The organism is Neisseria sp. P0016.S008 (genome assembly GCF_051957775.1).
Classification (GTDB): Bacteria; Pseudomonadota; Gammaproteobacteria; order Burkholderiales; family Neisseriaceae; genus Neisseria; species Neisseria flavescens_B.
In genome coordinates, this window is the sequence record NZ_JBQCWB010000001.1 from 137,986 (window position 1) to 159,090 (window position 21,105).

Consider the following 21,105-nt stretch of genomic DNA (forward strand, 5'->3'; position numbering starts at 1 on the left):
CAGAAAATACTGTAAAATAGCGTAAACTCAAATTCAGGCCGTCTGAACCTCGCATTTCAGACGGCCTCTTCCAGCAAAAAACAAGGAAACACCAACCATATGGATAATAAAACCAAACTTCGCATCGGCGGTCTGGCCCTGCTGACCACTGCCGTATTAAGCCTCATCATCGTTCTGATCGTCGATTCATGGCCGCTCGCCATCCTGCTGGCCGTCATCATCGTGGCCGCTGCCACAGGCGGTTTCGTTTGGACTTCACGCCGTCAGCAACGCCAATTCCTCGAGCGCCTGAAAAAATTCGACATCGATCCGGAAAAAGGCCGTATCAACGAAGCCAACCTGCGCCGCATGTACCACAGCGGCGGCCAACATCAAAAAGACGCGATTACCTTGGTTTGCCTGTCACAAAAATGTTCCGTTGACGAAGCGCACGCCATCTTCAAAAAACGTCCGACCCGTCAGGAAATGAACCAAATGGCTGCCCAACAGGCACGCGGTCAAAAACGTCCACATCGTTAATCCCGACAGTAACAGGCCGTCTGAACATCCTATCCCGTTTCAGACGGCCTGTTTTTATTTCCATCAAACCTATTTCCGTTTCCATCGCATTATGACCCGTCTTCCCACCTCCCCACTCAAACGCCGCCTTGCCGCACTGGTTTACGAACTTCTGCTGACCGGCGCCGTTACCAGCATTGCCGCCCTTGCAGCCGGCATTGTCGCCATCTTTCTCAATCCCGTTTCCACGCGCCTGTCCATGCTGGCAACCTGTCTGATTCTGTTCTACGCATGGTGGCTCTACTTCCGCACCAACTGGCAAAAAAAAGGCCAAACCCTCGCCATGCAGACATGGAAAATCGGCTTGGCCGATAAAAACGATACTCAGCCGCCCCTGCCGCAGCTGCGCCTGCGCTTTATTTGGGCAAGCATTTTTATTGTCTTCATTCCCCTATTTGCCTACGCCGGATTGCGTCATCTGCTCAATATACCGCCCAAAGGCGCATTCGGCGCCGCGCTTATTTGGCTCATCCTGCCATGGGGCTTCGCCCTGTTCCATCCCGACCGCCAGTTCCTCTACGACTTCTTGGCCGGAACAAGGCTGGTGGATTTAAATCAGAAGAAAACAAACGAATAAAATTCGCAAGCATCTCAAGCCCTAAATGAAATAAAGGCCGTCTGAGACTCAAGATAAGTTTCAGACGGCCTTTAATCATAACATCAAGCAATAATTATTCTTGCCAACGTTTGAACACCAGCGATGTATTGACGCCGCCAAAAGCAAAGTTATTGCTGACCACATAATCGGTTTGAATCTCGCGTCCGCCTGTTTGAATGTAATCCACCTTGCCGCAACGCGGATCGATGTTTTCCAAATTGACGGTCGGCGCAAACCAGCCGTTGTTCATCATTTCGATGGTAAACCAGGCTTCCAATGCACCGCAGGCGCCGAGTGTATGGCCGAGATAGCTTTTTTGCGAACTCATCGGCACAAAACCAAACACTGCCTCAGTCGCCAATGTTTCGGCAATATCGCCTTTTTCGGTCGCCGTACCGTGGCCGCTGACATAGCCGACTTTATCAGGCGTAATACCGGCGTCTTTCAGCGCAAGCTCCATACATTTTTGCATAGTTTCTTTTTGCGGCTGGGTAACGTGGCTGCCGTCGCTGTTGGCACCATAGCCGACAAGTTCGGCATAGATTTTTGCACCGCGTGCACGGGCGTGCTCCAATTCTTCCAATACAAAAATGCCTGCGCCTTCGCCGATAACCAAGCCGTCTCGAGCGTTGTCGTAAGGACGCGGCGTCAACTCAGGTTCGCCGTTACGGCGGCTGGCAGCATAGAGTGAATCGAAAACATACACTTCAGACGGACAAAATTCTTCGCCGCCACCAGCCAACATCATATCGATCAGGCCGTATTTAATCGCTTCGTAGGCATAACCAATGCCTTGACTGCCGGAAGAACATGCGCTCGAAGTCGGGATAATGCGGCCTTTCAAGCCGAAGAAAATGCCGATATTGGCGGCAGTCGTATGCGGCATCATGCGCACATAAGTATTGGCGTTGAAATTGCGCGATGTGCCGGTGAGCAAAAGTTCACCCATATCGCCGATGTCTTTGGTACTGCCGACAGACGAGCCGCACGCTACGCCCATACGGCCGTCTGTAATGCTTTCATCACCCAGCAAGCCTGCATCCGTCAAGGCTTGTTCCGCCGCATCGACACACAAATGCGACACGCGCCCCATGCTTCTGAGTTGCTTGCGCGTCCAATGTTCGGGAGGAGAATAGCCTTCAATCGGCGCACCCAGTTGCGCTTCCAATTCAGGAAAGCGTTCGCTCCAGTCCATGTATTTGACCGCGTTTTTTTCGGCTTTAAAGGCCGTCTGAATACTTTGCCAATCACGGCCGAAGGCGGTAATACCGCCGATACCTGTTACTACGACTCTTCTGGTATTCAACACAAACCTCCGTTCACAGCAATCACTTGGCGCGTAATGTACGCCGCTTTTTCATCCATCAAAAAGCGCACCGCATGCGCCACTTCCTCAGGCAATCCCATACGCGCGGCTGGGACGGCCTTTAAGATTTCTTCGACAGGTACGTTCTCATCGATAATATCGGTATCGATAAGGCCCGGCGCCACGCAGTTGACAGTGATTTTACGTTTCGCCAGTTCGACCGCCAAGGCCTTCGCCGCGCCGATCAGGCCCGCTTTGGACGCGCTGTAATTGACCTGACCGCGGTTGCCCGTCAAACCGGATACCGACGCCATACACACAATCCGTCCGGCTTTGCGGCGGCGGATCATCGGCATGGTCAAAGGGTGCAACACATTATAAAAACCGTCCAAATTGGTACGCAGCACCAAGTCCCAATCATCATCTGTAAAAGCAGGAAACGCATTGTCTCGCGTCAGGCCGGCATTCAGCACCACGCCGTAATATGTGCCGTTTGCCTCAATGTCGGTAGTCAAAATTTCTCGGCAGGCTTCGCGGTCGGACACGTCAAACTGCAACACGCGCGCATTCCTACCCAATGTACGGATTTCTTCCGCAACGGCTTCCGCTTCATCACGGCGGCTGCGGCAGTGGACGACAATATCAAAGCCGTCCTGTGCCAAACCAAGCGCGACGGCTTTGCCGATACCGCGATTAGATCCTGTAATTAAAATAGTTTCACTCATACGTTTTCTCACTATATCGACAGGCCGTCTGAATCTTTGTCTTTTCAGACGGCCTTGTAAACGGTTTAAATGATTTGACCGTCTTTCGGACTGTACACATTTAAAGAAGCTTTTGCCAGCAAACCGTCCGGCGGCAACAGATGCTTCACATTTTCCGGCGCATCCGTCCAGCGCAACTCGCAATCAAATACGCCCATGCCGCCCAAATCCTGAATGGACACATGCGCCCTGACTTCCAGCTCGGTACCGACTGGCACGGAATCGGCAAACAAATCCAGCTTGCGCGTTCCCAATAAAAAACCCAAGCGTACAGGCTCTCCGGCCTTTAAAGCCTCAATGCCTGCAAACGCGCCTATGCCCTGCGCCATCAATTCCATATAAGCCATAGACGGCAACACGCCGTCCTGCAGCAAAATATGCTTGTCGCCAACCGGCGCACGGCAAACCGTGTAGTCATCGCCAAATTCTTTCACACAATCGATAAGCACCATATGTCCGCTGTGCGGAAGCAGCGAAGCCACATCATAAATCGGAGCACTCGGTATTGAAGGCATAAATGTCATCCGGGAATAAATTACGTTACAATATGCATTATAACAGAGCCTAGCTTTTACTAACCCATTTCATTACAATGTATGAAAATGTAAAACATTGAAAGACATCATGCCTCAAAACGTTTGCCGTTTCAGCTTCAATATTGCCGCATGGCATGCCTCCTCCAGCAAAATCAGTACGCCGGAGCAATGGCAGGACTGGGCGCAGGGAAAACTCGATACCGCATCACTGACGGAGTGCAAGCCCGCACTCTCCTTTTTGCCGCCTATGCAACGCCGCCGCTTGGGAAAAGCGGCGCGCTTGGTTTGTGATGCCGCATGGAATCTGGCCGACCAATATCCTGAAAGTGTACCGGTGTACGTTTCGCACGACGGCGAAAGCAACCGCAGCTTTGAATTGTGGCAAGAGCTTTTGAACACGCATACCGTCTCTCCGACCTCATTCGGCCTGTCCGTCCACAACGCGACGATTGGGCAATGGTCGATGTTGCGCAAAGACATGAGCGAGCATACCGCGTTGGCCGTTGCCGCCGATTCCTTTGAAACCGCGCTGACCGAGGCATTTGCGCTTTTACAAGACGGAGCGCCATCCGTTTTAGTAATTGTCGCCGATGATCCCTTGTCCGAAGACTATCCCGTCTTGGCCACACGTGCGCCGTTTGCCTATGCATTGGCACTGGTCATCACCAAAGGCGAAGACTATACCTTAAGCTTGGAAACCACATCCGCAAGGCCGTCTGAAAACCCTAACGATACAACAGTCGAGCCCTATTGGAGCAGCTTGGAGTGGGTACGCTTCCTGCTTTCAGACGGCCGACAACACACGCAACACTATGCCGGTAGAAACTGGCACTGGCAGAAAAACGCATGAAGACTTTAGACTATTTCCGTCGCTTTTTTGCCACACTTTTCGGCTTCATCCTCTTCGGCGTTGCAGGCGTATTGTTCAAAATCGCACTTTTGCCCTATACGCTCAAATCGACCAAAGGCGACATCAAACGCCAACTTAAAGCAAGGCGCATGATAGGCAAAGTTTGGCGTTTCTTCGTCGGCTACCTGCAATGGTCAGGAGTATTGAGCGTCCGTTTCAACGGCTTGGAAAAACTCGGCAGGCCCGGCCAGCTCATTCTTGCCAACCATCCCTCGCTTTTGGATGTTGTCTTGCTGATCAGCCACTATTCGGAGCCGAACGTACTGGTTAAAAAAGACCTGTTGCACAACCCCAGCATGAAAAGCCAAATTATCGCTTCCGGCTACATCCCCAACGATGAAAGCATGGAAATGCTGGAAGAAATCGACGCCGTGTTCAAAAGCGGGCAAAGTCTGCTGATTTTCCCCGAAGGCACGCGCACAGGTTGGGACGGACAGGTTAAAATGCACCGCGGCGCCGTATCGCTCGGTTTGCGCAGCGCATCAGTCATCACGCCCGTGTGCATCAAGATGACGCCGCCCAATTTTAAAAAAGGGCAACCGTGGTACAAAATTCCGCCACAAAAAATTCATTATGAAATTACCGTCAGCGACGACATCCTGCCGGAAGAATGGCTGGCAGAAAAACCCCTGCCCATCGCCGCACGCCGCTTAAACGAATACCTGCAAGACTATTTTACAAGGAAAACCACATGAGCAATTTAGAAAATCAAATCAAACAATTAATCATCGACAGCTTGGGCTTGGAAGACATTACCGTTGCCGACATCGGCAGCGAAGATCCGCTTTTCGGCGACGACGGCCTGGGTCTGGATTCGGTTGATGCATTGGAACTTGGTTTGGCCGTACAAAAAACCTTCGGCTTCCAGCTTGACGGTGAAAACGACAACCTGCGCGAAAACTTCGCCAACGTCAAAACACTGGCCGAGTTCGTCAAGAGCCGCCAAGCATAAGGGAGAGACAAGATGACCGAACAAGAAGTACGCACCCTGCTGACCGATGCACTGGTTAACCTGTTTGAAATCGAACCGGAACGCATCAAACCCGAAACCAACCTCTACGAAGATTTGGAAATCGACAGCATCGACGCCATCGACCTTATCGATCACATCAAACGCGAAACCGGCCGCAAACTGCAAGCCGAAGACTTCCGCAATGTGCGCACCGTAGAAGACGTGGTTCAAGCGGTTTTGAAAGTACAACAAGATTCCTGATTCCGCTTTGAATCAGCATATTTTCAGACTGCCTTGTCAATCGGCAAGGTCGTCTGAAAGTCAATCACGACATCGTCAGTCACAGTTATCGCTTACTCATTAATGTGCAGCTAACACCATGAAAAAACTTATTCCTCTTGTTCTCTTACTCCCTGCCTTATCTGCTCACGCCGAAATTTCTCTTATCAAAAAAATGTCACATACCGAGTGCATGCAAGTCATTAATGATTCATTGGATATGTATAACGATATGGAATTTTGTGAAAAAAACACGAACGAGGAAACTCAACGTAACGGGATGCTGGCATGGACTATGGCTGGATTTGTCAACAGCAAATCAGAAATGTCCCCTATCTGCCCAACGGTCAAAAAAATGACCAAACAAGAGCAGGCTGAAATGTTTTCCCGCTATCCGAAATCTCATGAACCCAAAGAGGTTGCAAAATTCTGCACCTCGGAAAACCATAACCGCATCGCCAAGCTTTATCCAACATATTCTAAACTGTTCAAAGAATATGACGACTTTAACAAAAGCAAAAATAAGGAAGAAAACGAATAACCCAATATCGCAGAAATTCTCAAAAATGGTCCTCTGAAAATCTCTGCCACCCAAACGCCCTTACCCCGACATTTTCAGACGACCCCTCAACGAAACTCGCCTGAAAAATAACAATAACCATGAAAATACTAGGAAAACTCCTACTGACCCTCGCCAGCCTCGCCTATCCGCTTCTATGGTATTACGGAAGGAAAAACGGCGCGTTTTTCTGGCTTGCAGCGGCCATGTGTGTGTTATGGCTGATACGCGCCGCCATGCCGCAAACCACAGCCCAACGCATTACGGCGATTATCCTTGCCACCTTTTTTGCGGCGGTACTGGTTTTCAGACGGCCTGACTCGATGTATTGGTATCCCGTTGCCGTCAACGCTCTGATGCTTGCCGTTTTCGGCGGCAGCCTGTTTGCCAAACAAACCGTTATCGAACGCCTCGCCCGACTGCAACATCCCGACCTGCCGCCCGAAGGTGTGCTGCATACCCGTCGTGTCACGCAAATCTGGTGCGCGTTCTTTATCTTCAACGGCGCAACCGCCGCCATTTTGGCAGGCTTGCAATATTACGATTGGTGGGCGGCTTATACAGGCGTCGTGTCGTATGTGTTAATGGGAATCTTATTTGCCGGAGAGTGGATTTATCGGAAATTGGTTTTGAAGGTTTAAACCATTAAAAATATTTCATCAATTAGACGAATAACCATAATGAAAAAAATCATCCTACTTACTCTGATTTCCTTCACATTTACCGCATGTTCTTCAACGTCTAAAACGCCTTTATCCCCTGAAGAAAAGGCAGAAGCCGAATACAAGAAAAATTATACGGAAGTTGCCAGCCACACCATCAAAACGCGCTCGGGAAACCTGACCGTCATTGACCGAATACACAATAGTTATTCTGACGATACTACAGCCAGCAGCATGAATTTGATGATTATCCGTAAATCCAATACGGTAAAAGCAAGGGTTGCACAAACAGCCGTATTTACAGCAACTTTTGCATTACTGATTCTTGCGCGCAACAGCAACCATATTGGATATGAAGGCCCTGACCTGCTGGACAAACACAGTTTAAGCGGGAAGCCCATTAAACCGAATTTTGCGAATCCTGCTTTTGAACAATTCTCCCCAAAAGTTCGCGACTGGGCGACAAAACGATCATTTAAAGGCAATAGTGCCAATAAAAAACTATTTGTCCAACCGGGCCGTTTCTATTTGGTTTATGAAAAATTCAATAAACGAGACCGATTCTTTCTGAACAATGAAGTCAGCCTTTTTTTAGACGGACAAAACGGCAAAACCGATCGGTTACTCCATTGCTTCAAAAGAAGTGAAAGCCATTCATTGGAAGAGTGGCAGGCAAATGATTACGAATTGGTACGCCAAACGACAAACAAACAATACGATGAATGCTTGGCCCAATTCAAAGAAGATACCAAGGCAAATACATCAAAATTATAAAACCTTAGAACCATCATGCACCTAACCCAAATCCTATCCCCCGACCTACCCCAACACGACCTTATCGCCGCCCATCCGAATTGGACGCGTACTGACTTCAACCGTGCGGTTTTTCATCTGTCAGGCCGTCTGAAACAGGCAGGCGTGCAAACGGCCGCGCTGTGGTTTGACGATGCCGCGCTGTTTGCCTGTGCCGTGTTGGCAGTATGGCATTCTGGCGGAAAGGTTTTATTGTTGCCCAATTTGGCGCAAGACAATTTGGATTGGGGGAAAACGGCAGAAGCGTTTTTAACGGATTCAACAGATAAAAAGCTGTCTTCAGACGGCCTGAACATCTGGCACTTGCCTGATGTGTTAGCTAAAACAGATTTGGAAGGGCTGAACACCTATCCTGAAAACCATCTGATTCCCTACCATGCCGAAGCATGGCTGAAAACGTCGGGCTCCAGCGGCGAAGCGCAGATTATTGTGAAAACCGCCGCGCAAATGCAGGCAGAAGCCCTGACTTTGGCAAATACGCTGCCATTTGGACAACATGGTGAAACTGTGATCGGTAGCGTGATTCCGCAACACCTTTACGGCTTCACGTTTCGCTTCGCACTCGCTCTGACAATGGGTTGGACTATGGAGCGACAGCAGGCGGTTTATCCAGAAAACCTGCTTTCCAGCACGGCCGCACATAATAAAGTGGTGTGGATTGCCAGTCCGGCCGTACTCAACCGCTTGGGTGAAAACCGCAACTGGCAAAGTATCGGCCATAAAATTGCAGGCATTGTCTCGGCCGGAGGCGCGCTTCCTTCCGCCACGGCGGATTTGCTGCAACAGGCTGCCGTCCGCCCGTTTGAAGTTTATGGCAGTACCGAAACCGGCGTGATTGCCTCACGTTGCGAACGCCAAGAATGGCAGCCTTTCAAAGGCGTGGAAATCGGGCAAAATGAAGAAGGCGCACTGTGGGCTTCTTCGCCTTGGTCGCCCGAACGCCGTCAAACAGCCGATTTGATCGAGCCGCAAAATGACGGTTTTCTGTTACTCGGTCGCCAAGACCGCATTATTAAATTTGAGGACAAACGCGTGTCGCTGACCCAAATCGAACACGAACTTTTACAACACCCTTGGATTGCCGACGCCCACTGCGGCCGCCATCCGCAACATCAACGCATCGCCATATGGGCGGCGTTGAACGCAGACGGTATCGCCGCCTTGCGTGAGAAAGGCCGTGCTGCGGTTGCCGATACGCTCAAACGCCATCTGGCCGCCACACAGGACACCATCGCCCTACCGCGCTACTGGCGTTTTACCGACAGCCTGCCGCGCAACGCCCAAGCCAAAATCGCCGCGGCAGATTTTCAGACGGCCTTTACCGTTGCCCAAACTTCGCCCGTTTGGTCGAAAACATCATCTGACGATGAAACCAATACCGAAACTTTTATCGGGCGCGTGCCTTTGGATTTGGTTTATTTCGGCGGCCATTTTGCCACCTTCCCGCTGGTTCCCGGCGTGGTCGAACTGCAATGGGTGCGCAACCTGATCGCGCCCCAGCCATGGAGTAAACAGCGCGTCATCCGCATCGAAAATCTAAAATATCAACAGTTTATCCGTCCTCACGATGAAGTGTCGGTAGAGCTGAAATTTGATGAAAGTAAAAACAAACTGAGCTTTAAAATCAACAACGGAGAGCATCCGTGTGCATCAGGACGGATTGTGTTTGAGGCCGTCTGAATATACTTATTAACTTTTTAGTGGAAAACCAACAATATGCAACTCTTCCCCGCCCTAGAACAACGCTACTCCCACGAACACCAGTCCGCAGGCGAGGCTCAACGTCTGGCTCAAGAAATCGCTTTTGCACCGATTGTGTTCCAAGTTTCCCGCCTGATGGTGAAATTTGGCATTCTGGACCTGCTGAACGACCATCCAGACGGCCTCACTCAAGCCGAAATCGCTGAAAAAACGAAAATCAGCAACTACGCGGCACAAGTCCTGCTGGAAGCTTCTCTGTCTATCGGTACTGTCTTAACTCGCGACAACCGCTATTTCATCAGCAAGGCCGGTTGGTTTGTCCTCAAAGACAAAATGGCCCGCGTCAACATGGATTTCACACAAGAAATCTGCTACCTAGGCATGTTTGATTTGGAAAAAACCCTGCAAACCGGCAAGCCCGAAGGCCTGAAAGTATTCGGCGACTGGCCGACCATTTACGAAGGCTTGTCTTCATTGCCAAGCATCGCACAGGAAAAATGGTTTGCATTCGACCATTATTATTCCGACAACTCCTTCGCCGAAGCACTCAACACTGTGTTCGCCAAACCGGTTAAAAAACTGCTCGATGTCGGCGGCAATACCGGTCGTTGGGCGGAGCAATGCGTCAACCACAATGCCGAAGTCGAAGTAACCATCATGGATCTGCCGCAACAAATCGGCTTGATGCGCGAAGCGACCAAAGGCAAAAACGGCGCAGACCGTATCCACGCCCATCCGGCCAACCTGCTTGATCCTGAGATTCCATTCCCGACCGGTTTTGACGCGATCTGGATGAGCCAATTCCTAGACTGTTTCACCGAGGAACAAGCCACCAGCATTCTTCAACGCGCCTCTGCTTCTATGAGCGAAAACACCAACCTCTACATCATGGAGCCTTTCTGGGACAGACAACGCTACGAAACCGCCGCCTACTGCCTGACCATGACCAGTCTGTATTTCACTGCCATGGCCAACGGCAACAGCAAAATCTTCCATTCTGAAGACCTGATCCGTTGCGTTGAAAAAGCCGGATTGAAAGTAGCAGAAATTTCAGACGGCATCGGCCGCGGCCACAGCATCTTGCGCTGCGTTAAGGCTGTCTGAACATCATCTTTTAAACCCTAAAAGAAACCGACCCCAACAGCCATTTCGCTATCAGGGTCGGTTTGTTTTAGGTATCAGCCTTAAAACATCAGCCGCGCAACATCCATACTGCGTACACTAACGCAATCGCTACCAACAAAGCGGCAAACAGTTGCCCCACTCCGGCCAATTTAGGCTGCTTGGCATCGATGGTTTTAAAGCCGTTAATCATCGGCGTAATCAAATCCTGTTTTTTCACAAAGCGATACAGCAAAACAGCCGCGATATGTACGCCCGCCAAAACAGCTAAAGCATTAAAGAAATTGACATGGATTTTTCGCGCCAGCGTACCGGCGTGTTCGCTAACCAAATGATTCAAAAAGCCGGAATTGGTAAACGTATTTTCATCGGCGGCAAATAAGCCTGTGGCCGTCTGAAAAACCAAGGCAGCCAATAAAGCGATGACCATCAGTGCTCCCAAAGGATTGTGGCCGACCAATTCGTTTTCAGACATTTGGCCTTGCGTGTAGCGGCGGATTTCGGAAAACGGACGCACAAATCGGCTGAATTTTGCCGTATCGCTGCCCCATATCCCCCAGCACAAGCGGAAAACCACCAACGCCAGCATCAACAAGCCGCCGCGCAAGTGCCATACCAGCATATCGCCGCCTTGGGTTGCGCTGTACCACATAAATCCCATTAATAACACCAAGAGCCAATGGAACAGGCGCGTAGGTGCGTCCCAAACTTTTATTTTTTGCTTCATTACCTTTTACTTTCTGATTTAAAATTAAATTTCTTATCTTGGAAGGTTACGCCATGCAGCCCATCTACACGCTTCCTGAATCGCTTCAAGCTTTTCAGACGGCCTTAGCATTTCCCGACGTATTCCGCCCCCGCGCCCAAGAATCACACAAAGGCACATACGGCACGCTTGCCATTATCGGCGGCGCAACAGGCATGAGCGGTGCGGTGGTTTTGGCAGCCACAGCCGCCATATATCTAGGGTGCGGCAAGGTTTGGGCAGGCTTCAACCAGGCCACGCTGCCTTTTGCCATTATTCCCGAACGCCCTGAAATCATGCTCGCTACTGCGGCCCAATTGATGAAACGCAACGATATCAGCGCACGCGTAATCGGCTGCGGCTTTGGCTTGGACGGATTATCAGGGCAGCTGCTGTCCCAAATCCTGTCTACACACCATGATCAGCCTTTATTGCTCGATGCCGATGCCCTGACACTGCTCGCCCGTTCTTCCGAATTGGCCGAACGCCTCAAATCGTACAAACATATCGTCCTGACACCTCATCCGGCCGAAGCCGCCCGCCTGCTCGGTACCGATACCCAATCAGTTCAGGCAGACAGACGAAAAGCCGTAACCGAAATCAGCCGTAAATATGGCGCGACCGTCGTATTGAAAGGCCATCATACATTAGTGGCCACGGCAGACGGCATAGTCTATACCAACACCAGTGGCAATGCCGGATTGGCTACCGCAGGCAGCGGCGATGTCTTGAGCGGCATTATCGGCAGCCTGCTGGCACAAGGCATTCCGGTATTCCAAGCCGCCTGCGCCGGCGTATGGCTGCATGGTGCGGCGGCCGATGTCATCAAACACAGCGGCCAAATCGAAACCGGTATGCTCGCTGGAGAAATCGCACCTACCGCCCGATGGCTGCGCAATATTTTATCAAAAGAGTAATACTGTCTATATCATAAATACAAATTGCAGGCCGTCTGAAAATCAATCCTTATTTTCAGACGGCCTTATTTATTTTAAGCCATTTTGCAAATTAAGGTTAAGGCGTGTATCCTTGGTTTCCCTTAAAAACAACTTCACAACATATCATCATGAATACCCTCAACAAAATCAGTAATTTTATCGGAAAGACCTTTTCCCTCTGGGCCGCGCTCTTTGCCGGCATCGCTTTTTTCGCACCCGACACCTTCAAATGGGTCGGCCCTTACATTCCTTGGCTACTGGGCGTCATCATGTTCGGCATGGGCTTGACCCTCAAACCCTCCGACTTTGACATTTTGTTCAAACACCCCAAAGCCGTCATTATCGGCGTGATTGCCCAATTCGCCATCATGCCTGCGACTGCCTATCTACTGGCGAAACTGTTGAACCTGCCTGCCGAAATCGCAGTCGGTGTGATTTTGGTCGGCTGCTGTCCGGGCGGTACGGCTTCCAATGTGATAACCTATTTGGCGCGCGGCAATGTGGCTTTGTCGGTTGCCGTTACATCGGTTTCTACCCTGATTTCCCCATTGCTGACCCCTGCCATCTTCCTGATGCTTGCCGGCGAAATGCTTGAAATCCAAGCGGGCGGCATGTTGATGTCCATCGTCAAAATGGTTTTACTCCCCATCGTTTTGGGTTTGATTGTCCATAAAGTCTTGGGCAACAAAACTGAAAAACTGACCGATGCGCTGCCGCTGGTTTCCGTTGCCGCCATCGTGCTGATTATCGGCGCGGTAGTCGGCGCCAGCAAAGGCAAGATTATTGAAAGCGGCCTGCTGATTTTTTCAGTTGTCGTACTCCACAACGGTATTGGCTATCTGCTCGGCTTCTTTGCTGCCAAATGGACCGGCCTGCCTTATGATGCACAAAAAACGCTGGCCATCGAGGTCGGTATGCAAAACTCAGGCTTAGGCGCCGCCCTTGCCGCCGCACACTTTGCCGCCGCGCCGGTTGTTGCCGTTCCCAGTGCATTGTTCAGCGTGTGGCACAATATCTCCGGCTCGCTTCTGGCAACTTATTGGGCAGCCAAAGCCGATAAAAATAAAGAATCCTAAACGTTTTTAATCATAAGGCCGTCTGAACAGATTCCGTTCAGACGGCCTTTATTTTGAAATCAAACAGGATTATTGTTTCACGGCTTCGATTTGAATATTGATGTTAACTTTTTTGCTCATACCGGCGCTTACCAAATAATCCAAGCCCCATTTGGTACGGTCGATGGTGGTGCTGAAGTCGCCGCCGCACACTTCTGCTTTAGCCATCGGGCTTTGGTAGCAGTTGAATTTGTCGGCTTTGAGTTTTACCGGCTCAGTTTTGCCGTTCATGGTCAGATTGCCGTCAACAGACAGCAGTTTTTTGCCGTTGAAATTGAATTTGGTGGATACAAAACGGATTTCAGGGTATTTGTCTGCATTGAAAATATCGGCAGATTTCAAGTGTTGGGTAAAGTGGTCCGAACCGGTTTGCAGTTTGGACAAAGGCAATACGATATCGATAGAGCCTTGGCGTTTGACACGGTCAAATTCCAAATTGCCGGTCAAACCATAAATACCGCCGACGTTGGTGCTGGTGTTGAAATGGTCGATGGCAAAGCGGGCATTGGCATGGAATTCGTCCACTTTATAAACAGCGGCAGACGCAGCAGAAGCCAACATGGCCGAACACAATGCAAACATGATTTTTTTCATCGTCTTATCCTTAGAAATGTGAGAAGTTCCCTATCATATCACTTTTTGATGCCAACATCTTTTGCAACTGGGAAAGACAGCGTTTCATCTTAAGAAAACTTCAGGCCGTCTGAAAAAATTGTGCAGCAAATTCAGGTGAAGCAAATACAGTTTAGTTTTATTACAAAATAGCGTGCTTCATCGCTCGTAATTGGTATAAAATATCGAGTTATTTCTACAACAGGCCGCCAACCAACCAGCCTATTTCAGACGGCCTCAGCATAAAACAAAGGAACAAAAATGCCTGAATACCGCTCCAAAACCTCTACCCACGGCCGCAATATGGCAGGCGCGCGCGCATTGTGGCGTGCGACCGGCGTGATGGAAACCGACTTCGGCAAACCAATTATCGCCATTGCCAACTCCTTCACCCAATTCGTCCCAGGCCATGTACACCTGCACAATATGGGTCAACTGGTTGCCCGTGAAATCGAAAAAGCCGGCGGCATTGCCAAAGAATTCAACACCATCGCTATTGACGACGGTATCGCCATGGGCCACAGCGGTATGCTCTACTCCCTGCCCAGCCGCGACCTGATTGCCGACTCCATCGAATACATGGTCAATGCCCACTGCGCCGACGCGCTGGTGTGCATTTCCAACTGCGACAAAATCACTCCGGGCATGCTGATTGCCGCCATGCGCCTGAACATTCCGACCATCTTCGTTTCTGGTGGCCCGATGGAAGCCGGTAAAGTTATCGGCGTAGCCAATATTCAACCAGAACGCCGTCTGGACTTGATTGATGCCATGATCGAATCGGCTGACGACAATATCACCGACAAACAAGTCGAAGAAGTCGAGCAAAACGCCTGTCCGACTTGCGGCTCCTGCTCCGGCATGTTTACCGCCAACTCCATGAACTGTCTGACCGAAGCACTCGGCCTTTCCCTACCCGGCAATGGTTCATACTTGGCGACCCACGCAGGCCGCAAAGAATTGTTCCTCGAAGCCGGCCGCATGATTGTCGAAATCACCAAACGCTATTACGAGCAAGACGACGAAACCGTATTGCCGCGCAGCATTGCCACTAAAAAAGCGTTTGAAAACGCCATGACCATGGACATCGCCATGGGCGGCTCTACCAATACCATTTTGCACCTGTTGGCCGTTGCCAACGAAGCCGGTGTCGATTTCAAAATGGCAGACATCGACCGCTTAAGCCGCGTTGTACCTTGCATCTGTAAAACCGCGCCAAACAACCACGACTACTACATGGAAGACGTGCACCGTGCCGGTGGCATCTTCGCCATCCTGAAAGAATTGGACAAAGCAGGCAAACTGCACACCGACGTGTACACCATCCACGCGCCGACCCTGAAAGACGCGATTGAAAAATGGGACGTGACCAACCCTGAAAACACTCATGCCATCGAGCGTTTCAAAGCGGCTCCAGGCGGCGTGCGCACTACTCAGGCGTTCTCACAAAACCGTATGTGGAAAACCCTCGACCTCGACCGCGAAAAAGGCTGTATCCGCGATGTCGAACATGCCTACTCGCAAGACGGCGGCTTGGCAGTATTGTTCGGCAACATCGCCGAGCGCGGTTGCGTGGTAAAAACCGCAGGCGTGGACGAGAGCATCCTCAAATTTACCGGCCGCGCCCGCGTGTTTGAAAGCCAAGAAGATGCAGTAGAAGGCATTTTGGGCAACCAAATTGTGGCAGGCGATATCGTCATCATCCGCTACGAAGGCCCTAAAGGCGGCCCGGGCATGCAAGAAATGCTGTACCCGACTTCTTACCTGAAATCCAAAGGTTTGGGCAAAGCCTGCGCCCTGCTGACCGACGGCCGCTTCTCCGGCGGTACTTCCGGCCTGTCCATCGGCCACGCTTCACCTGAAGCGGCAGAAGGCGGCGCCATCGGTTTGGTACACGAAGGCGACACCATCGAAATCGACATTCCAAACCGCAGCATCCACCTTGTCATTTCCGATGAAGAGCTTGCCGCACGCCGTGCCGAAATGGAAGCGCGCGGCAGCAAAGCGTGGAAACCGGAAAACCGCGACCGCTACGTCTCCGCCGCCCTGCGTGCCTACGGCGCGATGGCGACTTCCGCCGACAAAGGCGCAGTACGCGACGTATCGCAAATCGAACGTTAATTAACCTGACTTTAAGGCCGTCTGAACGCTTTCAAGTGTTTCAGACGGCCTTCATTCAAACGGACACATATGGACAAATTCATTTTAGCGATGATCGGCATGGCCATTGCCCTGTTGATTATTATTGGCGGCGGATTTATCGCTGTCGAATATTTCAAATCCCATCCTGACGCATTCCAAGTCAAGCCGCTATCAAAATAATCATTTAACGGCATGGGTTTCAAGGGGAAAGAGCCGTAGCTCAAGGCCGTCTGAACGCAGTACATATAATGAAACACATTCTTTACTGGCTGGGTGGTTTTGCCATCGCCCTCGGCATATTCCAATACTACGAAACCCATCGCTATTCCGAAGACCAGCTCATCTACGCCCAACCGCCGCAAAATCGTTCTGCCGTTGCCGATTTTGACGCCTTGGCGTATTTAAACTTCCTCCGCGACTCAGCCAATCTGCCCGCACTGGCGCACTCAGCCACACTCGAACGCGCAGCGCGCAATCATGCCCGCTATCTGCTGCAAAACCCTGACGACGGCCATGACGAACACAATACGCGCAATCCCTTTTATACAGGCCCACGCCCATCAGACCGCACGCGCAAAGCCGGTTATGCCTATAAAGGCGTGCATGAAAACGTCAGTACCGGCCAGCATCCGCCAAACGAAAAAATCAACGACCACCTACCTGCCCAACATCAGCTGGACAACCTAATGACGGCGATTTACCACCGTCTCTCCTTACTCGATCAAAATATCGACGAGGCCGGAGCCGCATATGAATCGCAAGGTAAACAAATCGCGTTGAGCATCAATCAGGGCGACAGCAGATTCAACAGCCTCTGCCAAAAAAACCGCCCCCTATCCGACCTCAGCCGCTCATTTTATCAAGATGCCTGTCATGGCCATGCCATTGTTTATGCGGATGAAATTTCCAACCGCAATCTCCGGCCTTACATCACCTATCCGCAAGGCAACTTCGCTTCGCCGGTTTTCCATGGCGAGCGTCCCGACCCTATGCCGCATTATGAAATGACCGGCAATCCGGTCAGCATCGCGTTCTCAGAACAATCGCCTCCGGTCAAAATGCGTTCGTTCAAACTGTATCAGGACACAAAAGAAATCAGAGATGTCAAAATCTTAGATAAAGATAATGACCCAAACCGCCTCCTGACCGAACGCCAATTTGCGCTGTTTCCCTTACAGCCATTGGAATACGACACCGATTACCGTGCCGTGTTCGAATACCGTCAAAACGGAAAAGACAGAACGGCCGAATGGACATTCAGCACACAAAAACCCGATTATCCTTACTTCATCGTCAAAGGCGGCGAAACACTGGCCATCGAATCCGGACAAAAATATTTTATCCATTGGCAGGATTTTTGGTGCTTGAAACAATGTGAACGCTACAACTACCGAACGAACCGTGACACCCAAATCGACATTATCGAGCGGCAGGCCGGCGGCATCATTATTCGCGTCAACGGAAGCAAAGGCAGCAGCATCCGCTTAATGCCCGAAGGCGAAGACAGGCGCGCCATTACACTTTATTTATGGAAATAAAGCCGTTTTCAGACGGCATGAAGCACCAAAAAGCTGATAAAATACCGCCTCACCACCCTACGGCAAGCTATCCAATATGACCAAACATCCGCAAACAGCAGCCAATACCCGCTATGCCTTTGCCAGCATTGCCGCCATGTTGGCCGCGTTTTTACTGTTCGTTGCCGTGATGTTGCTGCCTTTGGGACTGACGGCAGACACACAAGTGAGCCTAATACGGTTTTCACTCTACGCAATCGTGCTGTTTGCCGTACTTGGCGGTATTTTTTCTGTATGCGTTGCCTATTTGCGTACAAAGAACGGAGCATGACATGACCCAAGCCGATAAAATTCCACAAGAAATCCGCCTCCAGCAAGAGCGGCGCGTACTGACTTTGGTCTATGTTGACGGTGCCAAAAGCCTTCCTGCCGAATACCTACGCGTGTACTCCCCCAGCGCGGAAGTGCGCGGACACGGTCCAGGTCAAGATGTTTTGCAAACAGGCAAAGCCGAAGTCAGCATTACCGATTTAGACCCTGTCGGCCAATACGCATTGAAAATTACTTTTTCAGACGGCCACGACAGCGGCCTTTACGACTGGGACTATCTCTACCGACTGGCGCACAATCAAGACGCGCTTTGGCAAGACTATCTCGACCGCCTCAAAAAAGCCGGCGCGTCCAGAACACCAAGTGCCGAAGATTTGAAACCCAAACGCACACATTCCTGCGGCAGCGGCGGTTGCGGCGGAAAGGCCGTCTGAAAAAGGCGAGACCGTAATATTGGATGATGGCAGAATCATTGACGGCAAAGCGTTTCTCTCCCCGCCCAAAAAAGGATGGGTAGCGACTATCTTTAGCGATACCAAAACTTGCCTGCAGGCAGTGCGCGCCGCACAAAACGCAGACGTTTTGGTGCATGAAGCAACCTTTTCGGCAGGCGATGAAGAGACAGCTCCATTCAACCGTATCCGATGCAGCCAAGCTGGCTTTGCAAGCCAATGTGAAACAACTTTATCTGATCCACATCAGCGCACTTTATACCGAAGAAGAACAACGCCTGATGCTGGAGCGGCAGGCACAAACTATATTTCCCGCGTCGAAAGTGGTTGGCGATTTCGACGTATTCGATATCTGAATCCGTATTATTTTAAGAAGGCAGACACTATGAGCGACCACAAAACCCATTTCGGCTTCTCTACCGTTGACGAAGACGAAAAAGCAGGCAAAGTTGCCGAAGTCTTCCACTCCGTGGCAAAAAACTACGACATTATGAATGACGTAATGTCCGGCGGTCTGCACCGCGTTTGGAAACATTTCACCATCAATACCGCCCGCCTGAAAAAAGGCGACAAAGTATTGGATATCGCCGGCGGTACTGGCGATTTGTCCCGAGGTTGGGCGAAACGTGTGGGCAAAGAAGGCGAAGTTTGGCTGACAGACATCAACTCCTCCATGCTGACCGTCGGCCGCGACCGCCTGCTCAACGAAGGCATGATTCTGCCCGTATCATTGGCAGACGCTGAAAAATTGCCGTTCCCCGACAACTATTTCAATCTGGTTTCCGTCGCATTCGGTCTGCGCAATATGACGCACAAAGATGCCGCGCTAAAAGAAATGTACCGCGTATTGAAACCGGGCGGCACCCTGCTGGTGTTGGAATTCTCCAAAGTGTACAAACCTTTGGAAGGCGTGTACGACCTCTATTCTTTCAAACTGTTGCCGATTATGGGCAAACTGATTGCCAAAGATGCCGACAGCTACCAATACCTCGCCGAGTCCATCCGTATGCACCCCGACCAAGAAACCTTGAAACAAATGATGCTGGATGCAGGCTTCGACAGCGTGGATTACCACAACATGAGCGCAGGCATTGTTGCCCTGCATAAAGGCGTGAAATTCTAAGGCCGTCTGAAACAAACACAAAGGGCGTGATTGATAGACACGCCCTTTGTTTTTAAACCTTCCAAGCCAATCTGACACAAACCAAAGGCCGTCTGAACAGCCGTAAAACGAAATCAAACATTTCGGTTACACCATTCAGACGGCCTTAATACGTTTAAATCAGCTTATGTCCCTGCTTTCACGCTTTGCCATTGGCGGACCATAAATTTCAACGCCGCCGGTTGGATAGGCACCATGATAAAGCTGTTTTTCAAATCCTCATCGGTCGGGAAAATCGTATTGTCGTTTCTAAACTCTTCATCCATCAGCTCTTGAGCCGGTTTGCTGGACGGCGCATAAGTAACAAAATTGCCGTTTTTCGCCGCAACTTCAGGATCTAAGAAATCATTGATATACGCATGGGCATTGGCCACATGTTTGGCATCTTTCGGAATCACAAACGAATCTACCCAAATCCCCACGCCTTCTTTCGGCATCATCACACGGATTTTTTCCTTGCCGCCCGCTTCTTCGGCACGGCGTTTGGCAATGTTCAAATCGCCGCCAAAACCAATCGTTACGCAAGTATCGCCGCGCGCTAAATCATCGATAAAACCGGACGAAGTAAAACGCTTAATGTACGGACGGTTTTTCTTCAAGACTTCCGTAGCCGCCTTAATATCCGCCGTTTCGCTGCTGTTTGGATTTTTACCCATATAGTTCAACACCATAGGATAAATCTCCGCCGCGCTGTCCAAATAGCTGATGCCGCATTGTTTGAGTTTGGACGTGTATTCGGGGTTAAACACCAAATCCCATTGATTGTCCGGCAGCTGATCCGTGCCCAAAGCCTTTTTCACACGCTCGGTATTGATGGCGAAAGTATTGGTACCCCAATAAAATGGCACCGCATATTCATGCCCCGGATCGACGCCTTCCATCAGCTTCATCAACTGAGGATTCAAATTTTTATAGTTTGGAATCAGGGATTTGTCGATTTTTTGATACGCACCTGCCTTAATCTGCCTACCGACAAACGCATTGGAAGGACCCACGATGTCGTAACCCGACTTGCCGGTCAATACCTTGCTCTCCAGCGTTTCATCGCTGTCATATACATCGTAAGTTACTGCGATACCGTGTTTTTTCTCAAACGCAGTAACCGTCTCGGGATCGACATATTCCGACCAGTTGTAAATGCTCAATACCTTTTGATTATCGGTTTGAGCCGCCTTGTCGGCAGAAGTCTTATCCGAGCCGCCGCAGCCGGCCAGTGCCAGCGCAGTCAGTACGATGAGGGGCAGATGTTTGGCCATTATCATTCCTTGCGTATCCGGTTGAAAAGAGAAAGGCATTATAAAGCAGGCAAGCCGGGGCGGATAGGCTTCATTG

At 50.5% G+C, this 21,105-nt stretch carries 26 protein-coding genes; 20 read left to right on the top strand and 6 right to left on the bottom strand.

Translation table 11 applies throughout. From position 1 onward, the window contains the following. Positions 1-99: 99 nt before the first annotated feature. Positions 100-519, top strand: coding sequence for a hypothetical protein (locus ACTHS8_RS00680; protein WP_440372683.1), 420 nt, complete (start codon positions 100-102; stop codon positions 517-519). 91 nt (positions 520-610) lie between these two features. Next, positions 611-1,135, top strand: coding sequence for an RDD family protein (locus ACTHS8_RS00685; protein ID WP_440372684.1), 525 nt, complete (start codon positions 611-613; stop codon positions 1,133-1,135). A gap of 94 nt (positions 1,136-1,229) precedes the next feature. Here ACTHS8_RS00685 and ACTHS8_RS00690 read toward each other — a convergent pair whose 3' ends face one another. The 3 genes from ACTHS8_RS00690 to ACTHS8_RS00700 form a co-directional block, all read right to left on the bottom strand. Continuing rightward, complete coding sequence (locus tag ACTHS8_RS00690) at positions 1,230-2,465, bottom strand: beta-ketoacyl-ACP synthase (RefSeq protein WP_063075851.1); 1,236 nt, start codon at positions 2,463-2,465, stop codon at positions 1,230-1,232. Continuing rightward, entirely contained in the window at positions 2,459-3,187 is a 729-nt protein-coding gene (gene fabG, locus ACTHS8_RS00695) for a 3-oxoacyl-ACP reductase FabG (RefSeq protein ID WP_063075852.1), read from the bottom strand. Before fabG ends, ACTHS8_RS00690 begins: the two co-directional genes overlap by 7 nt. Positions 3,188-3,252: 65 nt before the next feature. Further along, positions 3,253-3,741, bottom strand: a complete 489-nt coding sequence (locus tag ACTHS8_RS00700) for an ApeP family dehydratase (protein WP_440372685.1) — start codon at positions 3,739-3,741, stop codon at positions 3,253-3,255. Positions 3,742-3,850: 109 nt separating this feature from the next. Between ACTHS8_RS00700 and ACTHS8_RS00705 the strand changes: the two genes are divergently transcribed. The 9 genes from ACTHS8_RS00705 to ACTHS8_RS00745 all read left to right on the top strand — a co-directional run bounded on the left by ACTHS8_RS00705 (position 3,851) and on the right by ACTHS8_RS00745 (position 10,742). Continuing rightward, positions 3,851-4,612: a beta-ketoacyl synthase chain length factor gene (locus ACTHS8_RS00705; protein ID WP_440372686.1), complete on the top strand. Its 762-nt coding sequence runs from the start codon at positions 3,851-3,853 to the stop codon at positions 4,610-4,612. Then, a complete protein-coding gene (locus tag ACTHS8_RS00710) occupies positions 4,609-5,367 on the top strand; it encodes a lysophospholipid acyltransferase family protein (protein ID WP_250580209.1) in 759 nt (252 codons plus the stop codon). The genes ACTHS8_RS00705 and ACTHS8_RS00710 overlap by 4 nt, the downstream gene beginning before the upstream one ends. Next, complete coding sequence (locus ACTHS8_RS00715) at positions 5,364-5,624, top strand: phosphopantetheine-binding protein (protein WP_003680822.1); 261 nt, start codon at positions 5,364-5,366, stop codon at positions 5,622-5,624. Before ACTHS8_RS00710 ends, ACTHS8_RS00715 begins: the two co-directional genes overlap by 4 nt. 12 nt (positions 5,625-5,636) lie before the next feature. Next, positions 5,637-5,885: an acyl carrier protein gene (locus ACTHS8_RS00720; protein ID WP_003680823.1), complete on the top strand. Its 249-nt coding sequence runs from the start codon at positions 5,637-5,639 to the stop codon at positions 5,883-5,885. A gap of 118 nt (positions 5,886-6,003) precedes the next feature. Beyond that, complete coding sequence (locus ACTHS8_RS00725; protein WP_440372687.1) at positions 6,004-6,444, top strand: hypothetical protein; 441 nt, start codon at positions 6,004-6,006, stop codon at positions 6,442-6,444. 119 nt (positions 6,445-6,563) lie between these two features. Then, entirely contained in the window at positions 6,564-7,103 is a 540-nt protein-coding gene (locus ACTHS8_RS00730; RefSeq protein ID WP_440372688.1) for a hypothetical protein, read from the top strand. Between the two features lie 39 nt (positions 7,104-7,142). Continuing rightward, positions 7,143-7,898: a hypothetical protein gene (locus ACTHS8_RS00735; protein WP_440372689.1), complete on the top strand. Its 756-nt coding sequence runs from the start codon at positions 7,143-7,145 to the stop codon at positions 7,896-7,898. A gap of 15 nt (positions 7,899-7,913) precedes the next feature. Beyond that, positions 7,914-9,617: an AMP-binding protein gene (locus ACTHS8_RS00740; RefSeq protein ID WP_440372690.1), complete on the top strand. Its 1,704-nt coding sequence runs from the start codon at positions 7,914-7,916 to the stop codon at positions 9,615-9,617. Positions 9,618-9,653: 36 nt separating this feature from the next. Then, positions 9,654-10,742, top strand: a complete 1,089-nt coding sequence (locus ACTHS8_RS00745; RefSeq protein ID WP_440372691.1) for a methyltransferase — start codon at positions 9,654-9,656, stop codon at positions 10,740-10,742. Between the two features lie 88 nt (positions 10,743-10,830). On the opposite strand, the gene ACTHS8_RS00750 is transcribed toward ACTHS8_RS00745, so the two are convergent. Further along, entirely contained in the window at positions 10,831-11,487 is a 657-nt protein-coding gene (locus ACTHS8_RS00750) for a cytochrome b/b6 domain-containing protein (protein ID WP_440372692.1), read from the bottom strand. A 53-nt stretch (positions 11,488-11,540) separates the two neighbouring features. On the opposite strand from ACTHS8_RS00750, the gene ACTHS8_RS00755 reads away from it, so the two are divergent. Together ACTHS8_RS00755 and ACTHS8_RS00760 are read left to right on the top strand one after the other, a co-directional pair. Further along, positions 11,541-12,422, top strand: a complete 882-nt coding sequence (locus ACTHS8_RS00755; protein ID WP_440372693.1) for an NAD(P)H-hydrate dehydratase — start codon at positions 11,541-11,543, stop codon at positions 12,420-12,422. Positions 12,423-12,571: 149 nt separating this feature from the next. Next, the gene (locus ACTHS8_RS00760) at positions 12,572-13,519 is read left to right on the top strand and encodes a bile acid:sodium symporter family protein (RefSeq protein ID WP_250580229.1); all 948 of its coding nucleotides are present in this window, start codon (positions 12,572-12,574) and stop codon (positions 13,517-13,519) included. A gap of 69 nt (positions 13,520-13,588) precedes the next feature. Here the strand turns inward: ACTHS8_RS00760 and ACTHS8_RS00765 are convergent, their stop codons facing one another. Next, positions 13,589-14,152, bottom strand: coding sequence for a YceI family protein (locus tag ACTHS8_RS00765; RefSeq protein WP_440372694.1), 564 nt, complete (start codon positions 14,150-14,152; stop codon positions 13,589-13,591). 279 nt (positions 14,153-14,431) lie between these two features. Here ACTHS8_RS00765 and ilvD point away from each other — a divergent pair, with 279 nt between their 5' ends. The 7 genes from ilvD to ubiE all read left to right on the top strand — a co-directional run bounded on the left by ilvD (position 14,432) and on the right by ubiE (position 19,734). Beyond that, positions 14,432-16,291 (top strand): dihydroxy-acid dehydratase, encoded by a 1,860-nt coding sequence (gene ilvD / locus ACTHS8_RS00770; protein WP_049328469.1) that lies wholly within the window; start codon positions 14,432-14,434, stop codon positions 16,289-16,291. 69 nt (positions 16,292-16,360) lie between these two features. Continuing rightward, on the top strand, positions 16,361-16,492 hold the full coding sequence (locus ACTHS8_RS00775; protein ID WP_283122181.1) for a hypothetical protein: 132 nt from the start codon (positions 16,361-16,363) through the stop codon (positions 16,490-16,492). 68 nt (positions 16,493-16,560) lie between these two features. After that, the gene (locus ACTHS8_RS00780) at positions 16,561-17,850 is read left to right on the top strand and encodes a CAP domain-containing protein (protein WP_440372695.1); all 1,290 of its coding nucleotides are present in this window, start codon (positions 16,561-16,563) and stop codon (positions 17,848-17,850) included. A gap of 76 nt (positions 17,851-17,926) precedes the next feature. Beyond that, positions 17,927-18,160, top strand: a complete 234-nt coding sequence (locus ACTHS8_RS00785; protein WP_440372696.1) for a cytochrome b6 — start codon at positions 17,927-17,929, stop codon at positions 18,158-18,160. Between the two features lies 1 nt (position 18,161). Then, positions 18,162-18,593 carry a gamma-butyrobetaine hydroxylase-like domain-containing protein gene (locus ACTHS8_RS00790; protein WP_070589238.1) on the top strand — a complete coding sequence of 144 codons (432 nt, stop codon included), beginning with the start codon at positions 18,162-18,164 and terminating at the stop codon, positions 18,591-18,593. 155 nt (positions 18,594-18,748) lie between these two features. After that, complete coding sequence (locus tag ACTHS8_RS00795) at positions 18,749-18,967, top strand: hypothetical protein (RefSeq protein ID WP_440372697.1); 219 nt, start codon at positions 18,749-18,751, stop codon at positions 18,965-18,967. 29 nt (positions 18,968-18,996) lie between these two features. Next, positions 18,997-19,734: a bifunctional demethylmenaquinone methyltransferase/2-methoxy-6-polyprenyl-1,4-benzoquinol methylase UbiE gene (gene ubiE / locus ACTHS8_RS00800; RefSeq protein ID WP_004519946.1), complete on the top strand. Its 738-nt coding sequence runs from the start codon at positions 18,997-18,999 to the stop codon at positions 19,732-19,734. Positions 19,735-19,898: 164 nt separating this feature from the next. On the opposite strand, the gene ACTHS8_RS00805 is transcribed toward ubiE, so the two are convergent. Beyond that, on the bottom strand, positions 19,899-21,029 hold the full coding sequence (locus ACTHS8_RS00805; RefSeq protein WP_440372698.1) for a polyamine ABC transporter substrate-binding protein: 1,131 nt from the start codon (positions 21,027-21,029) through the stop codon (positions 19,899-19,901). Positions 21,030-21,105 lie beyond the last annotated feature (76 nt).